This is a genomic window from Aliicoccus persicus (assembly GCF_900110815.1).
Classification (GTDB): domain Bacteria; phylum Bacillota; class Bacilli; order Staphylococcales; family Salinicoccaceae; genus Aliicoccus; species Aliicoccus persicus.
The window spans coordinates 46437-64549 of the sequence record NZ_FOIT01000007.1; the positions used below are offsets into that span (position 1 = coordinate 46437).

The 18113-nt window shown below is 38.8% G+C and carries 17 protein-coding genes; 9 read left to right on the top strand and 8 right to left on the bottom strand.

What is annotated here, in order from left to right:
• Positions 1–315: 315 nt before the first annotated feature.
• Positions 316–927, bottom strand: coding sequence for a class I SAM-dependent methyltransferase (locus tag BMW30_RS09585; protein WP_143249024.1), 612 nt, complete (start codon positions 925–927; stop codon positions 316–318).
• Between BMW30_RS09585 and BMW30_RS10455 the strand changes: the two genes are divergently transcribed.
• Entirely contained in the window at positions 885–1160 is a 276-nt protein-coding gene (locus BMW30_RS10455; protein WP_180366286.1) for an MFS transporter, read from the top strand. The genes BMW30_RS09585 and BMW30_RS10455 overlap by 43 nt on opposite strands.
• A gap of 479 nt (positions 1161–1639) precedes the next feature.
• Here BMW30_RS10455 and BMW30_RS09595 read toward each other — a convergent pair whose 3' ends face one another.
• From BMW30_RS09595 to merR, 3 genes are all read right to left on the bottom strand, one after another.
• Complete coding sequence (locus BMW30_RS09595; protein ID WP_091476458.1) at positions 1640–2962, bottom strand: ISL3 family transposase; 1323 nt, start codon at positions 2960–2962, stop codon at positions 1640–1642.
• 241 nt (positions 2963–3203) lie between these two features.
• Positions 3204–4844, bottom strand: coding sequence for a mercury(II) reductase (merA, locus tag BMW30_RS09600; protein WP_091476461.1), 1641 nt, complete (start codon positions 4842–4844; stop codon positions 3204–3206).
• 24 nt (positions 4845–4868) lie between these two features.
• Positions 4869–5261, bottom strand: coding sequence for a mercury resistance transcriptional regulator MerR (gene merR / locus BMW30_RS09605; RefSeq protein WP_001863748.1), 393 nt, complete (start codon positions 5259–5261; stop codon positions 4869–4871).
• Between the two features lie 397 nt (positions 5262–5658).
• Between merR and BMW30_RS09610 the strand changes: the two genes are divergently transcribed.
• From BMW30_RS09610 to BMW30_RS09640, 7 genes are all read left to right on the top strand, one after another.
• Positions 5659–6027 carry an ArsR/SmtB family transcription factor gene (locus BMW30_RS09610; protein ID WP_091476467.1) on the top strand — a complete coding sequence of 123 codons (369 nt, stop codon included), beginning with the start codon at positions 5659–5661 and terminating at the stop codon, positions 6025–6027.
• Positions 6020–8254 carry a heavy metal translocating P-type ATPase gene (locus tag BMW30_RS09615; protein ID WP_091476469.1) on the top strand — a complete coding sequence of 745 codons (2235 nt, stop codon included), beginning with the start codon at positions 6020–6022 and terminating at the stop codon, positions 8252–8254. The genes BMW30_RS09610 and BMW30_RS09615 overlap by 8 nt, the downstream gene beginning before the upstream one ends.
• The gene (locus BMW30_RS09620; RefSeq protein WP_091476471.1) at positions 8251–8871 is read left to right on the top strand and encodes a CadD family cadmium resistance transporter; all 621 of its coding nucleotides are present in this window, start codon (positions 8251–8253) and stop codon (positions 8869–8871) included. The genes BMW30_RS09615 and BMW30_RS09620 overlap by 4 nt, the downstream gene beginning before the upstream one ends.
• A 327-nt stretch (positions 8872–9198) precedes the next feature.
• Positions 9199–9405: a type II toxin-antitoxin system PemI/MazE family antitoxin gene (mazE, locus tag BMW30_RS09625; protein ID WP_091476474.1), complete on the top strand. Its 207-nt coding sequence runs from the start codon at positions 9199–9201 to the stop codon at positions 9403–9405.
• 15 nt (positions 9406–9420) lie between these two features.
• Positions 9421–9756, top strand: a complete 336-nt coding sequence (locus tag BMW30_RS09630) for a type II toxin-antitoxin system PemK/MazF family toxin (RefSeq protein WP_180366287.1) — start codon at positions 9421–9423, stop codon at positions 9754–9756.
• A gap of 755 nt (positions 9757–10511) precedes the next feature.
• Complete coding sequence (locus BMW30_RS09635) at positions 10512–12086, top strand: multicopper oxidase family protein (RefSeq protein WP_143249026.1); 1575 nt, start codon at positions 10512–10514, stop codon at positions 12084–12086.
• 140 nt (positions 12087–12226) lie between these two features.
• Positions 12227–12553 carry a four-helix bundle copper-binding protein gene (locus BMW30_RS09640; RefSeq protein ID WP_091476478.1) on the top strand — a complete coding sequence of 109 codons (327 nt, stop codon included), beginning with the start codon at positions 12227–12229 and terminating at the stop codon, positions 12551–12553.
• A 100-nt stretch (positions 12554–12653) separates the two neighbouring features.
• Here BMW30_RS09640 and BMW30_RS09645 read toward each other — a convergent pair whose 3' ends face one another.
• The 4 genes from BMW30_RS09645 to BMW30_RS09660 form a co-directional block, all read right to left on the bottom strand.
• Positions 12654–13973: an APC family permease gene (locus BMW30_RS09645; protein WP_091476481.1), complete on the bottom strand. Its 1320-nt coding sequence runs from the start codon at positions 13971–13973 to the stop codon at positions 12654–12656.
• 141 nt (positions 13974–14114) lie between these two features.
• Positions 14115–14786 (bottom strand): response regulator transcription factor, encoded by a 672-nt coding sequence (locus tag BMW30_RS09650; RefSeq protein WP_091476483.1) that lies wholly within the window; start codon positions 14784–14786, stop codon positions 14115–14117.
• Positions 14779–16167, bottom strand: a complete 1389-nt coding sequence (locus BMW30_RS09655; RefSeq protein WP_091476486.1) for a sensor histidine kinase — start codon at positions 16165–16167, stop codon at positions 14779–14781. Before BMW30_RS09655 ends, BMW30_RS09650 begins: the two co-directional genes overlap by 8 nt.
• Before the next feature lie 126 nt (positions 16168–16293).
• On the bottom strand, positions 16294–17208 hold the full coding sequence (locus BMW30_RS09660; RefSeq protein ID WP_091476489.1) for a F510_1955 family glycosylhydrolase: 915 nt from the start codon (positions 17206–17208) through the stop codon (positions 16294–16296).
• 209 nt (positions 17209–17417) lie between these two features.
• On the opposite strand from BMW30_RS09660, the gene BMW30_RS09665 reads away from it, so the two are divergent.
• On the top strand, positions 17418–18041 hold the full coding sequence (locus BMW30_RS09665; RefSeq protein ID WP_091476491.1) for a YdhK family protein: 624 nt from the start codon (positions 17418–17420) through the stop codon (positions 18039–18041).
• Positions 18042–18113 lie beyond the last annotated feature (72 nt).

Consider the following 18113-nt stretch of genomic DNA (forward strand, 5'->3'; position numbering starts at 1 on the left):
TTATAAACTCACAGATTTTATGCATAAATACTAGGATATATTGTCTCTAAAGATTACTCAAAATCTAAGTATCATATCCCTACATTTATGATATATAGTAACAACTTTAACTGTATATTATAAGCAGACCTTATAAATAATAGCAGGACCTTCCGATTGTTATATCAGAAGGTCTTTTACTCCGTCTTATTTCTTTTTTAACTTGATGCGATAAGATAAGCATTCATCCAATGCTGTTACTTTTTGATAAGCACCTTTTTCAAAGTCCATCGCACCTGAGGGATAATAAGCAGTTATCTGTAATCCTGCTGTTTTTCAAAGGGCATAGATTTGTTCAGGTGAGTAGCAAGCAAGGGATTGTGTAATCGAATCGTTTTCTTGGCCACTTTCCCACCAAGTATCTGTCATTCTATTTTCCCCTTCATCATAATCATACTTTCGTACAATATCTTTCGTGCCAAACGGATACATCTCTTTTCCAGCAACTTTTTGCCAGTATAGCGGTTGATAAATATCTATTAAGGCACATCCGTCATCACTCAGCCAATTGTACATCCGTTGCAGTAAAAAGAACTGATCATCATCATTTCCAACTCCGAATCCATCAAGATACAAAATTAAATCGAATTCTCTATTTAACTTCACTGTATAGAAGTCACCACATATCACTTGAACATTTGGATGGGCATGCTTTTTCGCATATTCACAGATCTCTTCCACCAATTCAACAGTGACTATATCTTTATTCTGACGGGCTAGGCCATTGGCTATCTCGCCACGCCCTGCCCCTAATTCCAAAACTTTAGTGAAAGGCCGCCCTACTTGTTCCAGGAGCAGGAGGACTTCTTTTTCAAAGAAGGAACTCTCTGGATAAATGGATTTAGATGTCATCATCTCAAGATGTTTCATTTTCTGTCTCTGCATCATTTTTAACAAGTATGATTTTAATCAGTATGTCTGCATTTTTACCACTTTGGATACAGAACGTACTCGGCATGGGTGCCACTGCAACCGGTATTGTACTCATACCACTCAGTCTCGGATGGCCAATTGGTTCTGTGCTCAGCGGACGAATATTTATAGAGCGACTTGGCATTAAGCAAACCGCTCTCGTTGGTTCGGGTTTTATCTTTGTTGGTTCGATCAAGGATTTCACCTAGCTCACCCTGCCGAATACCCTGCCGTATTTGCAAGAACCCTTACAGAATAAGGCCTAGACAACCCTGTTTTTTATTGAGTGGGAATAGAAATAAGCGATATCTCAATCGACTTACCTTGATTTAGATGGATTTAGAGAGATGTTATTTGTTAAGACCAATATTTATTAATATAGTTCCCTGCCATTATCCCTGCCACTGTAAAGTTTCAACCAAACATAAGGAAATAATTAGACAAGCTATTTAATGAAGACTCATCAAACTGGATTACTTGATACTTCCTTATTTAGACTATATTAATATCGTAATATTACCCCTAACTCCGAAAATGAGTTAGGGGCTTTTTTGTGTCACTTTAATCGCTATTTTGCACATTTTTTGGGCGCTATTTTGCACTATAACACATTTGAAAAGAGGTGGAACACAGTCTAGTTCCAACCTCTTTAAGTTTAGGGTATTCGGATTTCATGGTGGAAAAGGGCTTATAAATCACCCTTCTCCAAATTCTTAATAAGTGTGGAAAAATCGACACCAAAGTTGTCTGTAATGTCGTGATCATTCACTTCATACCAATTGAAAGTATCGTATAACATAGCTTTATTGAAAGCACTTGAATTAAATCGTGGCTTACGCTTTTTATGGAGCTTCTCATTGAAAAGGATTTTGGCTCGTAAGGCATCAAACGAGTAACCTCTACCCATTCGCTCTACCTGCCTAATAATGCTGTTAATTGACTCCGTATAAGCGTTAGTGAGCCTTTTATCAAAGTAGTTGAATATTTCGACATGCCAGTTGTCTACGGCTCTCACGAGGTCTTTATATGCGTCTTTAGAGTTACTGGACATACAACGGTGTCTCCATTGACTATAACGAAGACGACCTTCATCTGGATCAGGAGTATCCCATATCCAGTAAAACTCTTCTTTGAGTTCATAGGCTTCTTTTAAAGCAGGAAGATTACCTAACCAAGTATCTAAGAGGAATGATTCACGTTCATTTAGATCGTGTTTACGCTTTAGAAGGATAAACCTTTCACGCATAAGGGTACGTCTTTCTTTTTGGCTCATATGGGCTTTCAAAGACTTTCTGACGTTATCTAAGGCTTGATTAGCCATTCTAACTACATGAAACTTATCTACGACAACTTTAGCGTGTGGAAGGATAGTGTTCACTGCGTCTTTGTAAGGCTTCCACATATCCATTGTGACGTACTCAATATAAGTCCTGTCACTGATTTCTGAAAGACGTTGGATGACTGTTTCCTTGTTACGGTTTGGCTTGATGTCATAAATAGTCCTGCGTTCAATATTAGTCAATACAAGCCGAGGTCTACGGATAATATGTATCTCGTCTATCCCAAGCCACTTAGGAGTTTCAAACTGGTATTCACGTTCTTTGAGTGCCACATAGTCCTTAAAATCGTTCCTAATTGTTTTCTCGTCAACACCAACGCTTTCTGCGACTTCTACAAAGGTCTTAGACATGGATTGCTCTTGAATGGACTTTAAAAGCCTTTTGGTCATACTACGCTTTTCATCTACAGATATTAGGCGTTCCCAGAAGGTAGATCCGCATTCACGACACTTGTATCGTCTACGGTTCAATTGTAAGCCCACTCGCTTTAAACGAATGGGCAAATCCATAATTAGTTGATTTCTTGAACTGTGTTTGTACAACTTGTCAAAACCACATTCAGGACAACGTTCAGGTGGTCCGACTGCTTCAACTTTAAACATCATATCGGTTTCATTTTCTTGTGGTGGTTCTATTGTTTTAATGTCTGGTAGGGATAATAAGTCTGACATATTGTTCATCCTTTATTACTCTGCGGTGTTAAGGTATCAATTATAGATTTGATGTCGAAATCATCATTGTTAAATTATTTTTGTGACCACAAATGCACTTAGAAAATCCCTTAAAGCATTTATATAATGGGTGATCGCAAAATAGTGTATGAAATCTTTTGTAGACTTTGCTAAACTACTGCACACCTTTAGTACAGTATTAGCTGGTTCACTTGAATAGGGAGTTGTAAAAAAAGTTCCCTTAGCCTGCACAACAAGATAATTTCGAAACATCTTTATCGAACGTAAGTGCAGCTAATTTTAGCCCTTCAGCCATTGTTAAATATGGTGCTAGGGTTTCTGTTAAATCTTCTATCGTTAAGCCAAATTTAACAGCTAATGATGCTGCATAGATGACATCTCCTGCATTCTCAGATACAATATGAACCCCTAATACTTTTAGTGTTTCTGCATCTGCTACTAGTTTAAATACACCGGTTGTTTCACGGTTTACAATTGCTCTTGGAACAGCATCTAAAGGTAATACAGATGTCTTCACATCATACCCTTTCTCTTTTGCTTGTTCTTCTGTTAAACCAACCGTTGCAACCGTCGGATTCGTAAACGTAACAGCAGGAACTACCGATAAATCTATTTTTTTGTTTAATCCACCGATAGCATTATCAGTAATAATTCCACCTTCATAGGCTGCTACATATACAAATTGCGGTCCTAACGTCACATCTCCTGCTGCATAAATCTTTTCATTACTTGTTTGACCAAAATCATTGATCAGGATTTCATTATTTTTTCCAGTTTCAACACCTGCTGCACTTAAATTTAAAGAATCCGTATTTGGTTTTCTTCCAGTGGCAACAAGTAACTGATCTGATTCAATGACTTCTTTACTGCCATTTACTGTTATGTAAACCTTTTTTATCTCTCCACTTTGTTCAACACGCTCAAAAGTTGCCCCTTTGACAAGGTTTATACCCTGTTCAATTAACGCTTTTTCAACTGACTCTGAAATCTCAGGATCATACTCCTTTAAAAGTCGCTCACTTCTTTGCATAAGCGTTATTTCTGAACCTAAATGATGAAATAGTTGTCCAAGCTCCATTCCAATGTATCCTGAGCCAATTACAGTTAATCGTTTTGGTATTTTCTTTAACTCAAGAAGTGTTGTACTAGTTAAATAGTCCATTTTTTCAAGTCCTGAAATTTGGGGCAACGAAGGCGATGCACCTGTTGCAATTAAAAAGCGTTTTGCAGATAACTTTGCCCCATTGACCTCAACCGTACTAGCATCAACGAATTTTGCTTCACCTTTAATTAAATCAAAATTATATTCATCAATTAAATCCATATATTTTTGATTCCGAAGTTCGCTCACCAATTTATCCTTTTGCGTGATTAAACTAGCTAAATCCACTTCTCCAGCGGATGTTTGTAAACCTTTAAACGGATTGTCTTTTGATAAATGATTGATTTCCCCTGCCCTAAGAAGAGTTTTTGACGGAACACAGCCAATATTCACACAGGTTCCCCCAACCGTTCCACGCTCAATCATTCCAACTTTTGCACCGTATTCTATAGCTTTAATTGCCGAAGAAAAGGCAGCAGCACCAGAACCAATAATAAGAAGGTCATAATCGTCTTCATTAATTAACGCCAAGTTTTCTAGTGATGATACTTCTTCAATTTCTCCGGCTTGGTAATTTGCTTCATCAATCGTCTTTATTGCACTTTCAACCTCAATATCATCGGGCAGTTCAAATACTGCTTCACCACGACTAAAATTAGACTCAATATTTTTAGCACCTATCTTTTCAAGTGCTGATTCTACGTGTTTTTCACAACCCGTACAAGTCATTCCTTGAATGTTTACCTTAAATTTATTCATAAAAAAGCCCCTTTCGTTAATGTCTCATGTTAATGTTTCTATTATTGGACACGAATGTAATTGCTTTTCATCTGGACATCGTTGTTTTAAGTCGTCTAACATAGTTTCAATTCGTTTTAAATCCTCTATTTGTTTTTGCACTTCCTTTTGTTTTTTAGAAACAAATTCGAACATGTCTTGACAACGAACTTCATCTTTATCTACAACACCAAGTAATTTATAAATCTCGCTTAAAGAAAAACCAAGTTCCTGTATTCGTTTAATAAACCCAACACGCTTAACGTCATCATATGAATATATCCGATAACCAGCTTCCGTTCGGTGAGGTTCTTGTAATAAATTTTTTCTCTCGTAATATCTAATCGTTTCTTTATTAACTCCACATTTATCTGCAAACTCACTAATGCGATAAATCATCTTATTTCACCCCATGAATATTATAAACCGCGTACCATAGTACGCGGTCAAGTAAATTGGACTATTTTATTTTTCCCCAACGTATCACTCGTATGTGATTGATACTTTTATATAATACTATTGATTGTCCTAACATCCCACCAGAAAATCCGATTTAAACACCAGTTGTTTTTAAACTATTAAGAAAGTAATTCCACTATATATTCCGAAGACCCATTATTTACCACAATAAAGTTCACTTACGATATCGTAATTTCTTTCAGCTTTATTTCAGAAAATTCTTTCTATGTCGAGAAAAACTTATACAAATTTATTATTATTCAAACGTCTGCTTGAATAAAGAAAAACAAGATGTTATGCTATACTCAAACAAATATTTGAATGATGAGGTGTATGTATGAATAAGAAAGAAACATGTGAAGTTTTTTGTTATGACGAAGAAAAGGTTAACCGGATGCAAGTGAATTTACAAACTGTAGATATTGCCGGTATATCACAGATGCTTAAGGCTATTGCCGATGTGAATAGGGCAAAAATCACCTATTCCTTATGCAAGGAAGAGGAATTATGCGTCTGTGATATCGCAAATATACTCGGTGTGACTGTAGCAAATGCATCTCATCATTTACGCACGCTCTACAAAGAAGGCATCGTTACATTCAGGAAAGAAGGGAAACTCGCGTTCTATTCTCTGGAAGATCAGCATATTAAAGAAATCATGACGATTGCATTAATACATAGGAAAGAAGTGATTACCAATGTCTGAAGGGATTGCAGAGCTGACTGAAGAAGAAAAAAAAGTTTACCGTGTTCAGGGGTTTTCCTGTGCGAATTGTGCTGGCACATTTGAGAACAATGTGAAGAAACTACCTGAAGTTCAAGATGCGAAGGTGAATTTTGGCGCATCAAAAATTGCTGTATATGGTTCTGCAACGGTTGAGGAACTGGAAGAAGCAGGGGCATTTGAAAACCTCAAAGTGGTGCCCGAAAAGTCTCGAGAAGAAAGTGGACAAGACAAAAAAGAAAAGGAAGTAACCGTTCCATTTTATAAAAAGCACAGCTCTCTGCTCTATTCGCTACTATTTATCGCTTTTGGCTTCATTTCAATGTTGTTGAATGGTGATGACAATATTCTTACACCGCTGCTATTCATCACTTCCATGATTGTCGGAGGGGCTTCAATGCTGAAAACGGGTCTCCAGAATTTAGTCCGGTTTGAATTTGATATGCGAACCCTGATGACAGTCGCAGTGATTGGCGGTGTCATCATCGGAGAATGGGCCGAGGTCGCCATTGTTGTCATCTTGTTTGCCATCAGCGAAGCGTTGGAGCGTTTCTCGATGGATCGAGCAAGGCAATCCATCAGTTCATTGATGGATATTGCTCCTAAAGAGGCACTTGTCAGACGCAACGGACAGGAAATGACAGTGCACGTCAATGATATTGCTGTGGGCGATATCATGATTGTTAAGCCTGGACAGAAAATTGCTATGGACGGCGTAATTGTCAATGGCTACTCTGCAATCAACCAGGCAGCAATCACAGGTGAATCAGTGCCGGTTGAAAAATCGATCGATGATGAAGTATTTGCAGGGACACTGAACGAAGAAGGCTTACTGGAAGTTAAAATCACTAAATTGGTTGAAGATACGACCATTGCCAAAATCATTCATCTGGTGGAAGAAGCACAAGGTGAGCGTGCTCCTGCCCAGGCATTCGTTGATAAATTTGCAAAATATTATACGCCTGCCATTATGGTTGTCGCAGTGCTGGTTGCGATTGTACCCCCGTTATTTTTCGGTGCGAGCTGGTCCACTTGGGTGTATCAAGGGTTAGCGGTTCTCGTTGTAGGTTGTCCATGTGCATTGGTAATTTCCACGCCGATAGCGATTGTTTCGGCAATCGGAAATGCTGCCAAGAAGGGAGTCCTTGTAAAAGGCGGGGTCTACCTCGAAGAAATGGGTGGATTAAAGGCCATTGCATTTGATAAGACCGGCACACTCACAAAAGGCGTCCCGGTTGTAACTGATTATCGTTTAATCGACAATGCAATTGATGAAAAGGAAATGCTGGCAGTCATCACAGCATTGGAAGATCGTTCTCAGCATCCATTGGCATCCGCGATTATAAAGAAGGCAGACAGTTATAACCTTCCTTATTCTGATATCTTTGTCGAAGACTTTTCTTCCATTACAGGCAAAGGGATACGGGGCAAAATCAATAATGAAATGTATTACGTTGGCAGCCCGGCATTATTTGAAGAGATAGAGGCAGCTAATTTCAATGATGCAATTAAAAGTGATGTCAAAACACTTCAAGAACAAGGTAAGACCGTTATGGTTGCAGGAACGAAAAATACAGTTCAGGCAATTATTGCAGTCGCGGATGAAGTCCGCGAATCAAGTAAAGCGGTAATCCAGAAGCTGCATCAGGCAGGCATCGAAAAAACAGTCATGCTTACGGGGGATAATCATAGTACTGCCCGTGCGATTGGTTCACATGTCGGTGTCACAGATATTCAATCTGAATTACTCCCGCAGGATAAACTAGACGTAATCAAGCAACTAAAAACTGATTATCGTCATGTAGGCATGGTCGGCGATGGGGTCAATGACGCCCCGGCGCTGGCAGCTTCCACCGTTGGTATCGCTATGGGTGGCGCCGGTACAGATACCGCTCTTGAAACAGCGGATGTCGCTTTAATGGGCGATGACCTGAGGAAACTGCCCTTTACCATCAAACTTAGCCGTAAAACATTGAACATCATCAAAGCGAATATCGCTTTTGCCATTGGAATCAAACTGATTGCTCTATTGTTGGTCATCCCAGGATGGCTGACACTATGGATTGCGATTCTCTCGGACATGGGTGCCACTTTAGTGGTGGCCTTGAATGGTTTGAGGCTTATGCGTGTGAAGGAAGATGCATTAAGCTTGGGTTCTTCCCAGATAAGTAAAAGTACTGATGTCGAAATATTGGAGTTGGAAAAATGATTATAACGGCATTTACAGCTGCTGCCATCTATGTAGCGACAGGAATCGACTATCTCGTCATATTGATTCTTCTGTTTTCGCAAATCAAAAAGAGTAATCAAATAAAACATATCTGGATTGGACAATATATTGGGACAGTCATTATTATAGGCGCAAGTCTTCTGGTCGCATTGGGAGTAGCCAATTTTATTCCTCAACAATGGATGATCGGCCTGCTTGGATTGCTGCCACTTTACCTGGGTATCAAAATATGGATCAAAGAGGAAGAGGACGAAGATGAAGATAACATTCTCTCCCTTTTCTCTTCAGGCAGATTCAATCAATTATTTATAACGGTCACTTTCATTGTACTGGCTTCCAGTGCGGATGATTTCGCTATCTATATACCGTACTTTACAACTTTAAATATGATGGAAATCATTATTGCCGTCATTGTTTTCATGATCATGGTTGGTGTTCTATGTCTAATCAGCTATCGATTGGCTTCCTTGAATTTTGTTTCAGATAAAATCGAAAAATATGAACGTTGGATCGTTCCAATCGTCTTTATAGGATTAGGAATTTATATCCTATTTGAAAATGGCACATTCAACGCTCTGTTCTCATTCCTATTTTAATAGAAAATTTTATAAGCCGATATCTCTCTTTTAATGTGAGATATCGGCTTAATTTTAGTGCAAAATATCACTTAAATAAGTGCAAAATAAAGTCAAAAGTCACAAGTAGGTTAGGTCATTCAAGTCCTGAAATTACGCTAAAATACTACTCTCATTTATGGAGTAGGAGTGACAAATCAATCGCTAATGTCATTACAGGAGACATAGAAATTAATTTGGCAAAAAATTCACAGATTAACTTTTATGGTAGTCAACACGTTGTAAAATAACATATTGCACCTCAGGACAGCTATCCTGGGATGCTATATTAATTAGGAGGAGCTATAAATGATGGTAGGCACATCAAACGCAAGGAAGCAAAGGAATGCCGTTGTGATCACTATTCCTGCCAAGTTCCAAATTAAAGCAGGACAAAAGTTTTATATTATTGAAGAGGATGACACGCTGAGACTAATACCTCAAACCGAGGACTTCTTCGAACGCTTAGATGAAGAACAAGGTCTAGATAAGCTTATACAAAAATATAAACCCTAAGGAGTGCTGGAGATATTGAACCAGAAAGATGTCATTACAGTTGAAGCATATAATAAAGAGTCTAACCGATTCAATAAGACAGACTATATAGTCATCAGCAGAGATGAATACAATAGAGTGACCAAACAATGCTTAGCATGTCGTATCGTGTACACGGATGAATCTCAACCTTTTCTGGTACCTATTGAAGTGAGTGGATTAAGACGAAATGGTAAGACTAACACGCTAAATATTCATATGATGAAGCAATACAATCCAGACGCGACACATTCTGTTGTAGGTAAGATATCAGACAAAGAATTCATGAAGATCGCTCAAGGTGTTACACTCAATTTTAACTTCCCACTCTAGTCCATTCTTGAGTTCAAACTAACCTAGACAACTCAAGGATTACACCTAATTTACCCTGCCGAATACCCTGCCATATTATCAAAAACCCTTATAGAATAAGGCTTAGAATCCCCTATATTTTATTGAGTGGGAATAACGATGTAAAAAATGAAACCCTTTAACCATGGTGGTTAGAGGGTTATTTTTATAGTGGACAAGCTATGAAAAGGGCAATTTGAGGGCAAAAATAAAGAGATTCAAATAAAGAAGACTAATTTTCACATAAAAAAGAGGTGACCGTCGCAACAGTCAGCCTCAAGTGCATTCAGCAGATATGCACCACTTTTTGTTTTTTTATTCTACTCTACATTAAGGTAGTTATCAAGATTATTGATAAAATATTTTATATCGCTAATTTTTCTTTTGACATCTATCCCCCAGTTCCACCTCATAAAATTGGTCTCACAGTGCATGACATCGTTCAAAAACTCATATACTTTTAAATATTATAGACAATGATTAGTATACTGGTTCTTGGACTATTTTTATATGAATAAAGGACGATTTCACGCATACATCAAATCGTCCAATAAACGGTCGTTATTTGGAATCGCGGTGTATTTAAATAAAGATGACATAAACATTCATTTAAATTTTTTAGTTGTCATATTAAATACTAATAATATGCACAGTTTCTTTAAAAATTTATTTTAAGCTGATTAATGAAGAAAGAACTTTCTTTACTAACATCAGTGAAAAATAAATGGAGTGAGAAAATGAAGAAGAAAAATCTATGGTTAATGCTGTTTTCTTTAATGGTTATGTCCATTTTGTCTGCTTGTACTGATAATGACAGGGAGACATCGGCAGCCGGCAGTAGAGATGAGCAGGATACAAATGAAGAAACCAATATGGAAGGAGAATCTATGGAGGGCATGATGGATAGTAATTCTATGGGCGAGGAACACATGGACAGTATGATGAACGATGATTCTATGGATAATGAACATATGGACCATGATGAAATAATAAGTTTAACTGATTCAACAGGAGAAAACGAGTTGATAATTCCTCCTGTGCTCAAAAGCGATAGCCAAGAGCAGACAGAATATACCTTGCGTGCACAAACGGGTCAAACAGAAATATTCGATGGTGTCCAGACTATAACATACGGATATAACGGATCATTTCTGGGGCCGATGCTTCAGTTTGAAAAAGGAGAGACAGTGACAATAAACCTAATCAATGAACTGGATGAGGATACGACTTTCCATTGGCATGGATTGGAAGTTTCAGGTAATAACGATGGCAGTCCACACAATGTACTGAAACCGGGAGAAGAAAGTACAATCGAATTTGAAGTAACACAGGAAGCTGCAACTTTATGGTTCCACCCTCATCCAAAAGGTCAGACGTCTGAACAGGTGTATAATGGACTTGCCGGATTGATATATATTAACGATGAAAATTCCAAAAATCTCGGGCTTCCAAATGACTATGGAGAAAATGATATCCCGTTAATCTTCCAGGATAAAGTATTTGATGACGAAAAACAGTTGAATTATGATGCAGCAGCGAACGAAGATGGCACAGTCGGGGATACTTCTTTGATTAATGGTACACTGAATCCAAAATTGTCCGTGGATAAAGAAAAGGTCAGACTTCGATTATTAAATGGGTCGAATGCAAGAAATTATACATTCAAATTGAATACAGATGATGATTTTGTACAAGTGGCAACAGATGGTGGATTTTTGAATGAACCAGTATTAATGAAAGAACTGACACTCACACCTTCAGAACGGGCAGAAATCATAATAGATTTTTCCGAAATCGACAGTAGTGAAGAAATCGCATTAATAGATGAAGAAGGTTCAACGCTATTGCCTTTCGAGGTATCGAATGAGATAGGTGAAGAAACGAACATTCCTGCCGAGATGAATGATTTCTCTGTCACCGAAGAAGAAAAGAACTTGCCTGTGACGAAAGAGATTGAATTGTTCGGAATGATGGATATGGTGACAATAAACGGAAAGAAATTTGATCCGGAAAGAATTGATTTCACTCAGGAACAAGGCGTCACCGAAGTATGGGAAATCTATAACAAACCAGATATGATGGGCGGAATGATACACCCCTTTCATATTCATGGCGCTCAGTTCAAAATAATCTCCCGTAATGGAGAAACACCACCAGAAAATGAAAAGGGTTGGAAAGACAGTATTTCTGTCGCACCAGATGAAACAGTTAGAATTGCTATTCAATTTAAGGATAAAGGTATATATATGTTCCATTGTCACATTCTTGAACATGAAGACAACGGCATGATGGGACAGATTAAAGTAGAATAATCTTTAATATATGCGAACGTAAAACTAACATTACAATTCTGTGCATTTTCTATGGAGTTTATCAATATCGGTTTATATATAAATTGGAATGGGAACTCGTAATATGTAAGGAATTCTTATTTCACAGGAGGTATATACAAATGGCTCATGAACAACACCAACAACTGATTCAAACGTTACATGAATGTGTGGGAGCATGTAATCATTGCTACGATGCCTGTTTGAAGGAAGAAGACGTAAACATGATGGCGGAGTGCATCCGGCTGGATCGTGAATGTGCAGATATCTGTGCATTCCTGGAACAAGCATTAATGAGAGGCACCCCATTTGCTTCTGATTTGGCAGCAGTATGCGCCAAAATCTGTGAAGCTTGCGGAAATGAATGTCAGAAGCATGATCACGAACATTGCCAGAAATGTGCAGAGGCTTGTTTCAAGTGTGCAGAAGCGTGTAAGGAAATCGCCTAAAAAAATCAGTCATAGAAGCAGTGCCATACCAGAGTAATAATTCTGGTATGGCACTGCTTTCTTAATCATTTTAGAATTGTTTCAAAATCAAGAGCATTCTCTAATGTGCATGTCCTTCATCTTCATCACTATTCCGGTTCTTAAGAAATACATATTCACCTATAAAGATGACGATGATAAATACGATGGACACGGCAACAATCAACCAGTCATTCATCAGTTTGACCCATACAAAGGCCGTCAATACGATGCCGTCCAATATGAATGCAGTCATAACGATGGCTGGATTTGCTTTCACCTTACCTCTCAGACGTTTGAATACACCCCAATGCACAATCATATCCATCACAAGATATAGTATTGCGCCGACTGAAGCGATACGGCTGAGATCGAAAACAACGGCCAGTACCATCGCAAGTACAATCGTGTATACCAGTGTATGCTTCTGGATGCGTCCCGGCATGCCGAAATGCTTATGCGGAATCAATTTCATATCCGTCAGCATGGCAAGCATCCGTGAAACTGCAAATACACTAGCAATAATACCTGAGACGGTCGCAATGATTGCAATAGCGACGGTAAACCATACACCGTAATTCCCAAATGCTGGTCTTGCAGCTTCTGCGAGGGAGTACTCCTGTGCTGCAATGATTTCATTCAATGGCAGATTGCTGAATACCCCCCATGCAACGAGCAGATAGACAAAGAGGCTGATTGATATGGAAGCGACAATTGCTCTGCCGATATTCCTATTGGGGTTGACGATTTCCGACCCGCTGTTCGTTATGGTCGTAAATCCTTTAAATGACAGGATGGCGAGCGCCACAGCCGCAATCATGCTGGCAATGGTGGCATCTTCAGTCCCTCCGCTGCTTTCAGCAGGGGTAATTGAAAAGCCGGCTGCCCATAATCCACCCATCGCAAAAACGACAAGTCCAAGAATCTTCAAAAGAGATACGATGGACGTAAACGTTTGAATGAAACTATTGCCGGAAATATTAATCAGAAACGCGAAGAGCAACAAGCCGACGGCAAGGGCCGGCACCAGGTAGGTCGTTTCATCAATATTAAATATCTGTAATGTATAGGTGCCGAATGTACGAGCCACCAGGCTCTGATTGATGACCATGGAGACTGCCATCAGCATTGCTGCTGCTGCAGTAACCGTACCTTGACCATACGCTTTTGCCAGAAACATGCCGATGCCCCCTGCTGAAGGATATTCATTACTCATTTTGACATAAGAGTACGCACTGAAACCTGTCACAACGCCACCGACTATAAATATGATTGGAAACCATGTACCAGCAAGTGCAGCAATCTGACCTAGCAAGGCAAATATCCCAGCGCTGATCATGACGCCTGTTCCCAGTCCAATGGCACCGAGTAGGGATAAGCTGTTTTTTTTATATTCACTCATTATCATCACCTCATAAATAACAGTTTCCAATACATATGCCCATTATTTATGCAGTTGGTGTGCAGATTTGAAAATATCTTGAATAAATTTTAAAATCATGTCGATTATGCATTATCCTTTACCCTTGTTAAAAAGTACGGTCTATTTTTTGATCCATTTGTAACCAACGCCCCATACTGTTTGAAAGTAATCATCCATAGGGAAGCCGACGTCCCGGATTTTTTCACGCATATTTCTGACATGGGAGTCCACCGTACGGCCCTCGGTCTCAGAATGAATTCCCCACACCAGGTCAATCAATTGATCTCTTGAAAACACTCTGCCTGGATTTTTCATCAACAATCCAATGATTGCAAATTCTTTAGGCGTTAATTTTATATATTGATTTCTATAGGATAATTCGAATTGGTCTTTGTCCCATAATAACCCATCCATCTCAACCTGGTTCACAGGTTTTGTTCTTCGTAGTGCGGCATCCATCCGTGCTACCAATTCTGCTTCATCAAAAGGTTTTGTTATATAATCATCTGCCCCCAGTTTAAGTCCTTTCACGACGTCTTCTTTTTGTTCCCGTGCAGTCACCATGATGATGGGCACATCAGAGTATTCCCGGATTTTTCTACATACTTCCCACCCATCCATTTCAGGCATCATAATATCCAGAAGAATAATATCGAACCTTTCTTCTTTGATATATTCGAGTCCTTCATTTGCACCTAAAGCCTTACGACAAATATAGTGGTATGGCCTTAAGTATAAGTCCAGTAGTTCCAGCATTCTCTCTTCATCGTCAATCAATAACACTTTATTCATCCAAATCTTCCTTCGTCAAAGATATGATAAAAGTAGTTCCTTTGCCTGATGTACTTTCTACTCTAATATCTCCGCCATGCAATTCCACAATTTCTTTAGCAATGGTCAGACCGAGACCAGACCCTCCGCTCGCCCGGGACCTGGATTTTTCGGCACGATAAAGACGCTCAAATATAAAGGGTACATCTTTTTCTGGAATTCCGTCTCCATTATCTGAAATAGTCGTTAAGATTTCATTTTTATTTTGACTCACTACTATTGTGATATGCCTCTCCTCAGGCGTATACTTTATTGCATTATCCAATATATTCAATAAAACCTGTTGCATCCTTGCGGGGTCTACCATAACAATCAGATTTTCCGGACAATCAAAAGTAAGTTTTATATTTTTTTGTTTGAGCGCCGGATGAATGCGTGCCAAAACAATTGCAATCAAGTCGCCATATACTACGCTCTCTTTCCTGATGTCAAATTCATTATGATCTATTCTGGCTAACTCAAACAGATTTTTAATCAGGTCTGTTAAATGCTCTGTTTCTTCCTGGATAATTTTGATGTATTTATCCCTATCCGTCATGGATATATTTTTTCTGCTAATGATATCCGTATATCCTTTCATATAGGTCAAAGGTGTCCGCAATTCATGGGATATACTCCCCAAAAATTCATTTCTCTCATTTTTTAAACGCTCCAAATCCTGCGACAACCGGTTAATTGAAGTCGCCAAATCTCCGAGTTCATCCTTTCGTTGTGTATATAATTGCACATTATGATTGCCCTTGCTTAATTGCTCTGCCGCTTTTTTCATCTTTAATATCGGCCGGGTAATGACTCTGGAGAGAATAAACACTGTGATCACAGTCAGAAGTAAAGTTAACAGGCCGACAAATAAAAACTGACGGCTGAGATGATCAATAATTCGTTCGATGCTATCACTTTCAGCGAACATGAAGACATGTCCGCTATGCGTGTCGTTAGAAGTGATCGGACTGTCTGTAGACACATACTTTTCTTCCGACCAATTCGATTCCAGAATGGCTCCGCTCTGGGGGATTTCACCATAATCAGTATGTTCGATGAGTGAAGACATTTCGGATTCAACCGGATCAGAACTGGTGATTACTTCTCCATTTTCATCTGTTATCACCACAATAAAATCTGATTCTGACTCCATAATGGCGACATGGTTCATAGTCGAAGGTGTATAGTTTTCTTCCAATACGTCTCTGTGAGTATTCCCACGTGCCAACAAATCTCCCATCACTTCTTCCACACGATCGTTGACCAAGTTGGTATATAATATGTAGAATAATATGATTTCAATCGTAAGTATCACCAGGAAAAAAAATAATCCAATCTTTAAGGCTAATTTGTTGAACATAAAGATCTCCTCAGTTCTGACATGTCTCTACATGGATATAAACCATTATAAATGATTTCCTCACTTCAATTATTATTCGAGATTATTCGTACATATAGCAAATCATTACATTTTAAATCATGCATTTTATTTTACTTTACCTTCATTTAAAATATTTTTCCACTGTCCCTCTCTTCCGGTATCAGTCAAATAAGCATCTTGAGTTGTCGTATAGATTGCTAACTCATCTTCATTATTCGGGTTGATTGCAATATACAAAACATCCGCCTCTTTCAGTTCCGACAGGCTAACAGTTGTTGAATCACTATTTTTAATTTCTCTTTTGATAAGTGTCGGCTGCCCGTCGTAGGTAGCATAATATAAATCATCTTCATAGAAATAAACAGCAGTGCCTGACTGATTTGAATCTGTTAAAATTTTAAATTCTTCTCCACCATTTTCTGATAAAAATATTCCAGTGGAGGTGGCAGCTGCAACAAAGTTTGAATCTGAGGGATGTAAGGCCAGGTGTAACACTTCACCATCAAGGCCGTTTGCATCTGCTTGTTCCCAATTTTCTCCCTCATCAACACTCTTATAAAACCCCCGTTCTAATTCAGAGTTGACTTCAGGGTTAAACAAAAAAATATCATGACTGTTATACCCTAACGCCATAGCATGATAATCCGTCTCACCTTCAAATTTAACGTGTTCCAAAGTCCGTCCGCCGTCAAAACTGCGTTGAATGCCAAATGGGTTTGGAATATCCGAATCCCCTCCTGGATGGCCGGAAGTATAAAAGCCTTCATCTACAGCATTAAAGCCCATATAGTCATTATAATTTCGGGTGGTTTCATACCATTCACTGTCACGGAACATCTTCAAGCCGCCATGCGTTGCAAAATATAATCCATCAGTCTCCCCTGCGTATCCCACTCCATGAATATGTTGTATTTCGCCACTAAAAGCTGCCTCAAAGTTATCTGTGTGATCGTTCCTGCATCCTGCCAGAAATATTATTGATACTGCTATTAAAATAATTACTAAATATTTTGATATCATCACTCTATTCTCCCACTTTATTTACTGATTAATACACTGGACTCTTTATATATTTTATTATTTAAGTATCGATTTTTCGTGCAGATTCGAGTACAGATACTATCTCATTTTACTAATTAAATACATTTATTTTTCATTAAATATGCACATAAACTGCAAATATTATGGGTAGAGTTTCAATTAGAAATAATGAAATGGAGGGTATATACATGGTAAAAAACAAGATATTATTAGGTTTTATTTCAGTATTTGCTGTATCTTTACTAGCTGCATGTGGTAATGGAGAAACTCAGACCAGTGAAAATGAAGACAGTCAAAGCACTGAAACAGAATCCAGTTCCGAAGAAGAAATGGATATGGCATCTGATTCCGGCGACCACATGGATCATTCTGCCGAAGAGATGTCCAGTTCTGGTGAGGTACCTGAAGACTTAGAAGAAGCAGAAAATCCGACGTATGAAGTTGGAAGCCAGGCGATGATTGAAGCAGAACATATGCAAGGTATGGACGGTGCTGAAGCAACCATTTCGGGTGCTTTTGATACCACTGTCTATACTGTCTCGTACACACCGACAAATGGTGGAGATCCGGTAGAAGATCATAAATGGGTCGTTCATGAAGAATTTGAAGATCCCGGCGAGGCACCATTGGAACCAGGTGATGAAGCAGTAATGAACGCATCTCACATGGAAGGCATGGAAGGCGCAACGGCTACGATTGATTCTGCTGAAGACACTACTGTCTATATGGTAGATTTCGTTACAACAGATACTGAGGAAGAAGTTCAGAATCATAAGTGGGTCACGGAAAGTGAATTGGCACCTGTAGAATAAGTTCTAATACTGATGGCCCATTGGCTACAGAGATGTGCACCTCCTGATTATAAAGAAAAGTGCCGACAAATC

Excerpts from the sequence above, each read along its gene's own strand:
- BMW30_RS09610 (WP_091476467.1), top strand. The coding sequence starts at position 5,659 with ATGAATAAGAAAGAAACATGTGAAGTTTTTTGTTATGACGAAGAAAAG.
- BMW30_RS09620 (WP_091476471.1), top strand. The coding sequence starts at position 8,251 with ATGATTATAACGGCATTTACAGCTGCTGCCATCTATGTAGCGACAGGA.
- BMW30_RS09640 (WP_091476478.1), top strand. The coding sequence starts at position 12,227 with ATGGCTCATGAACAACACCAACAACTGATTCAAACGTTACATGAATGT.
- BMW30_RS09595 (WP_091476458.1), bottom strand. The coding sequence starts at position 2,962 with ATGTCAGACTTATTATCCCTACCAGACATTAAAACAATAGAACCACCA.
- BMW30_RS09615 (WP_091476469.1), top strand. The coding sequence starts at position 6,020 with ATGTCTGAAGGGATTGCAGAGCTGACTGAAGAAGAAAAAAAAGTTTAC.
- BMW30_RS09660 (WP_091476489.1), bottom strand. The coding sequence starts at position 17,208 with ATGATATCAAAATATTTAGTAATTATTTTAATAGCAGTATCAATAATA.
- BMW30_RS09585 (WP_143249024.1), bottom strand. The coding sequence starts at position 927 with ATGATGCAGAGACAGAAAATGAAACATCTTGAGATGATGACATCTAAA.
- BMW30_RS09655 (WP_091476486.1), bottom strand. The coding sequence starts at position 16,167 with ATGTTCAACAAATTAGCCTTAAAGATTGGATTATTTTTTTTCCTGGTG.
- merA (WP_091476461.1), bottom strand. The coding sequence starts at position 4,844 with ATGAATAAATTTAAGGTAAACATTCAAGGAATGACTTGTACGGGTTGT.
- merR (WP_001863748.1), bottom strand. The coding sequence starts at position 5,261 with ATGATTTATCGCATTAGTGAGTTTGCAGATAAATGTGGAGTTAATAAA.
- BMW30_RS09665 (WP_091476491.1), top strand. The coding sequence starts at position 17,418 with ATGGTAAAAAACAAGATATTATTAGGTTTTATTTCAGTATTTGCTGTA.
- BMW30_RS09635 (WP_143249026.1), top strand. The coding sequence starts at position 10,512 with ATGAAGAAGAAAAATCTATGGTTAATGCTGTTTTCTTTAATGGTTATG.
- mazE (WP_091476474.1), top strand. The coding sequence starts at position 9,199 with ATGATGGTAGGCACATCAAACGCAAGGAAGCAAAGGAATGCCGTTGTG.
- BMW30_RS10455 (WP_180366286.1), top strand. The coding sequence starts at position 885 with ATGTCATCATCTCAAGATGTTTCATTTTCTGTCTCTGCATCATTTTTA.
- BMW30_RS09650 (WP_091476483.1), bottom strand. The coding sequence starts at position 14,786 with ATGAATAAAGTGTTATTGATTGACGATGAAGAGAGAATGCTGGAACTA.
- BMW30_RS09645 (WP_091476481.1), bottom strand. The coding sequence starts at position 13,973 with ATGAGTGAATATAAAAAAAACAGCTTATCCCTACTCGGTGCCATTGGA.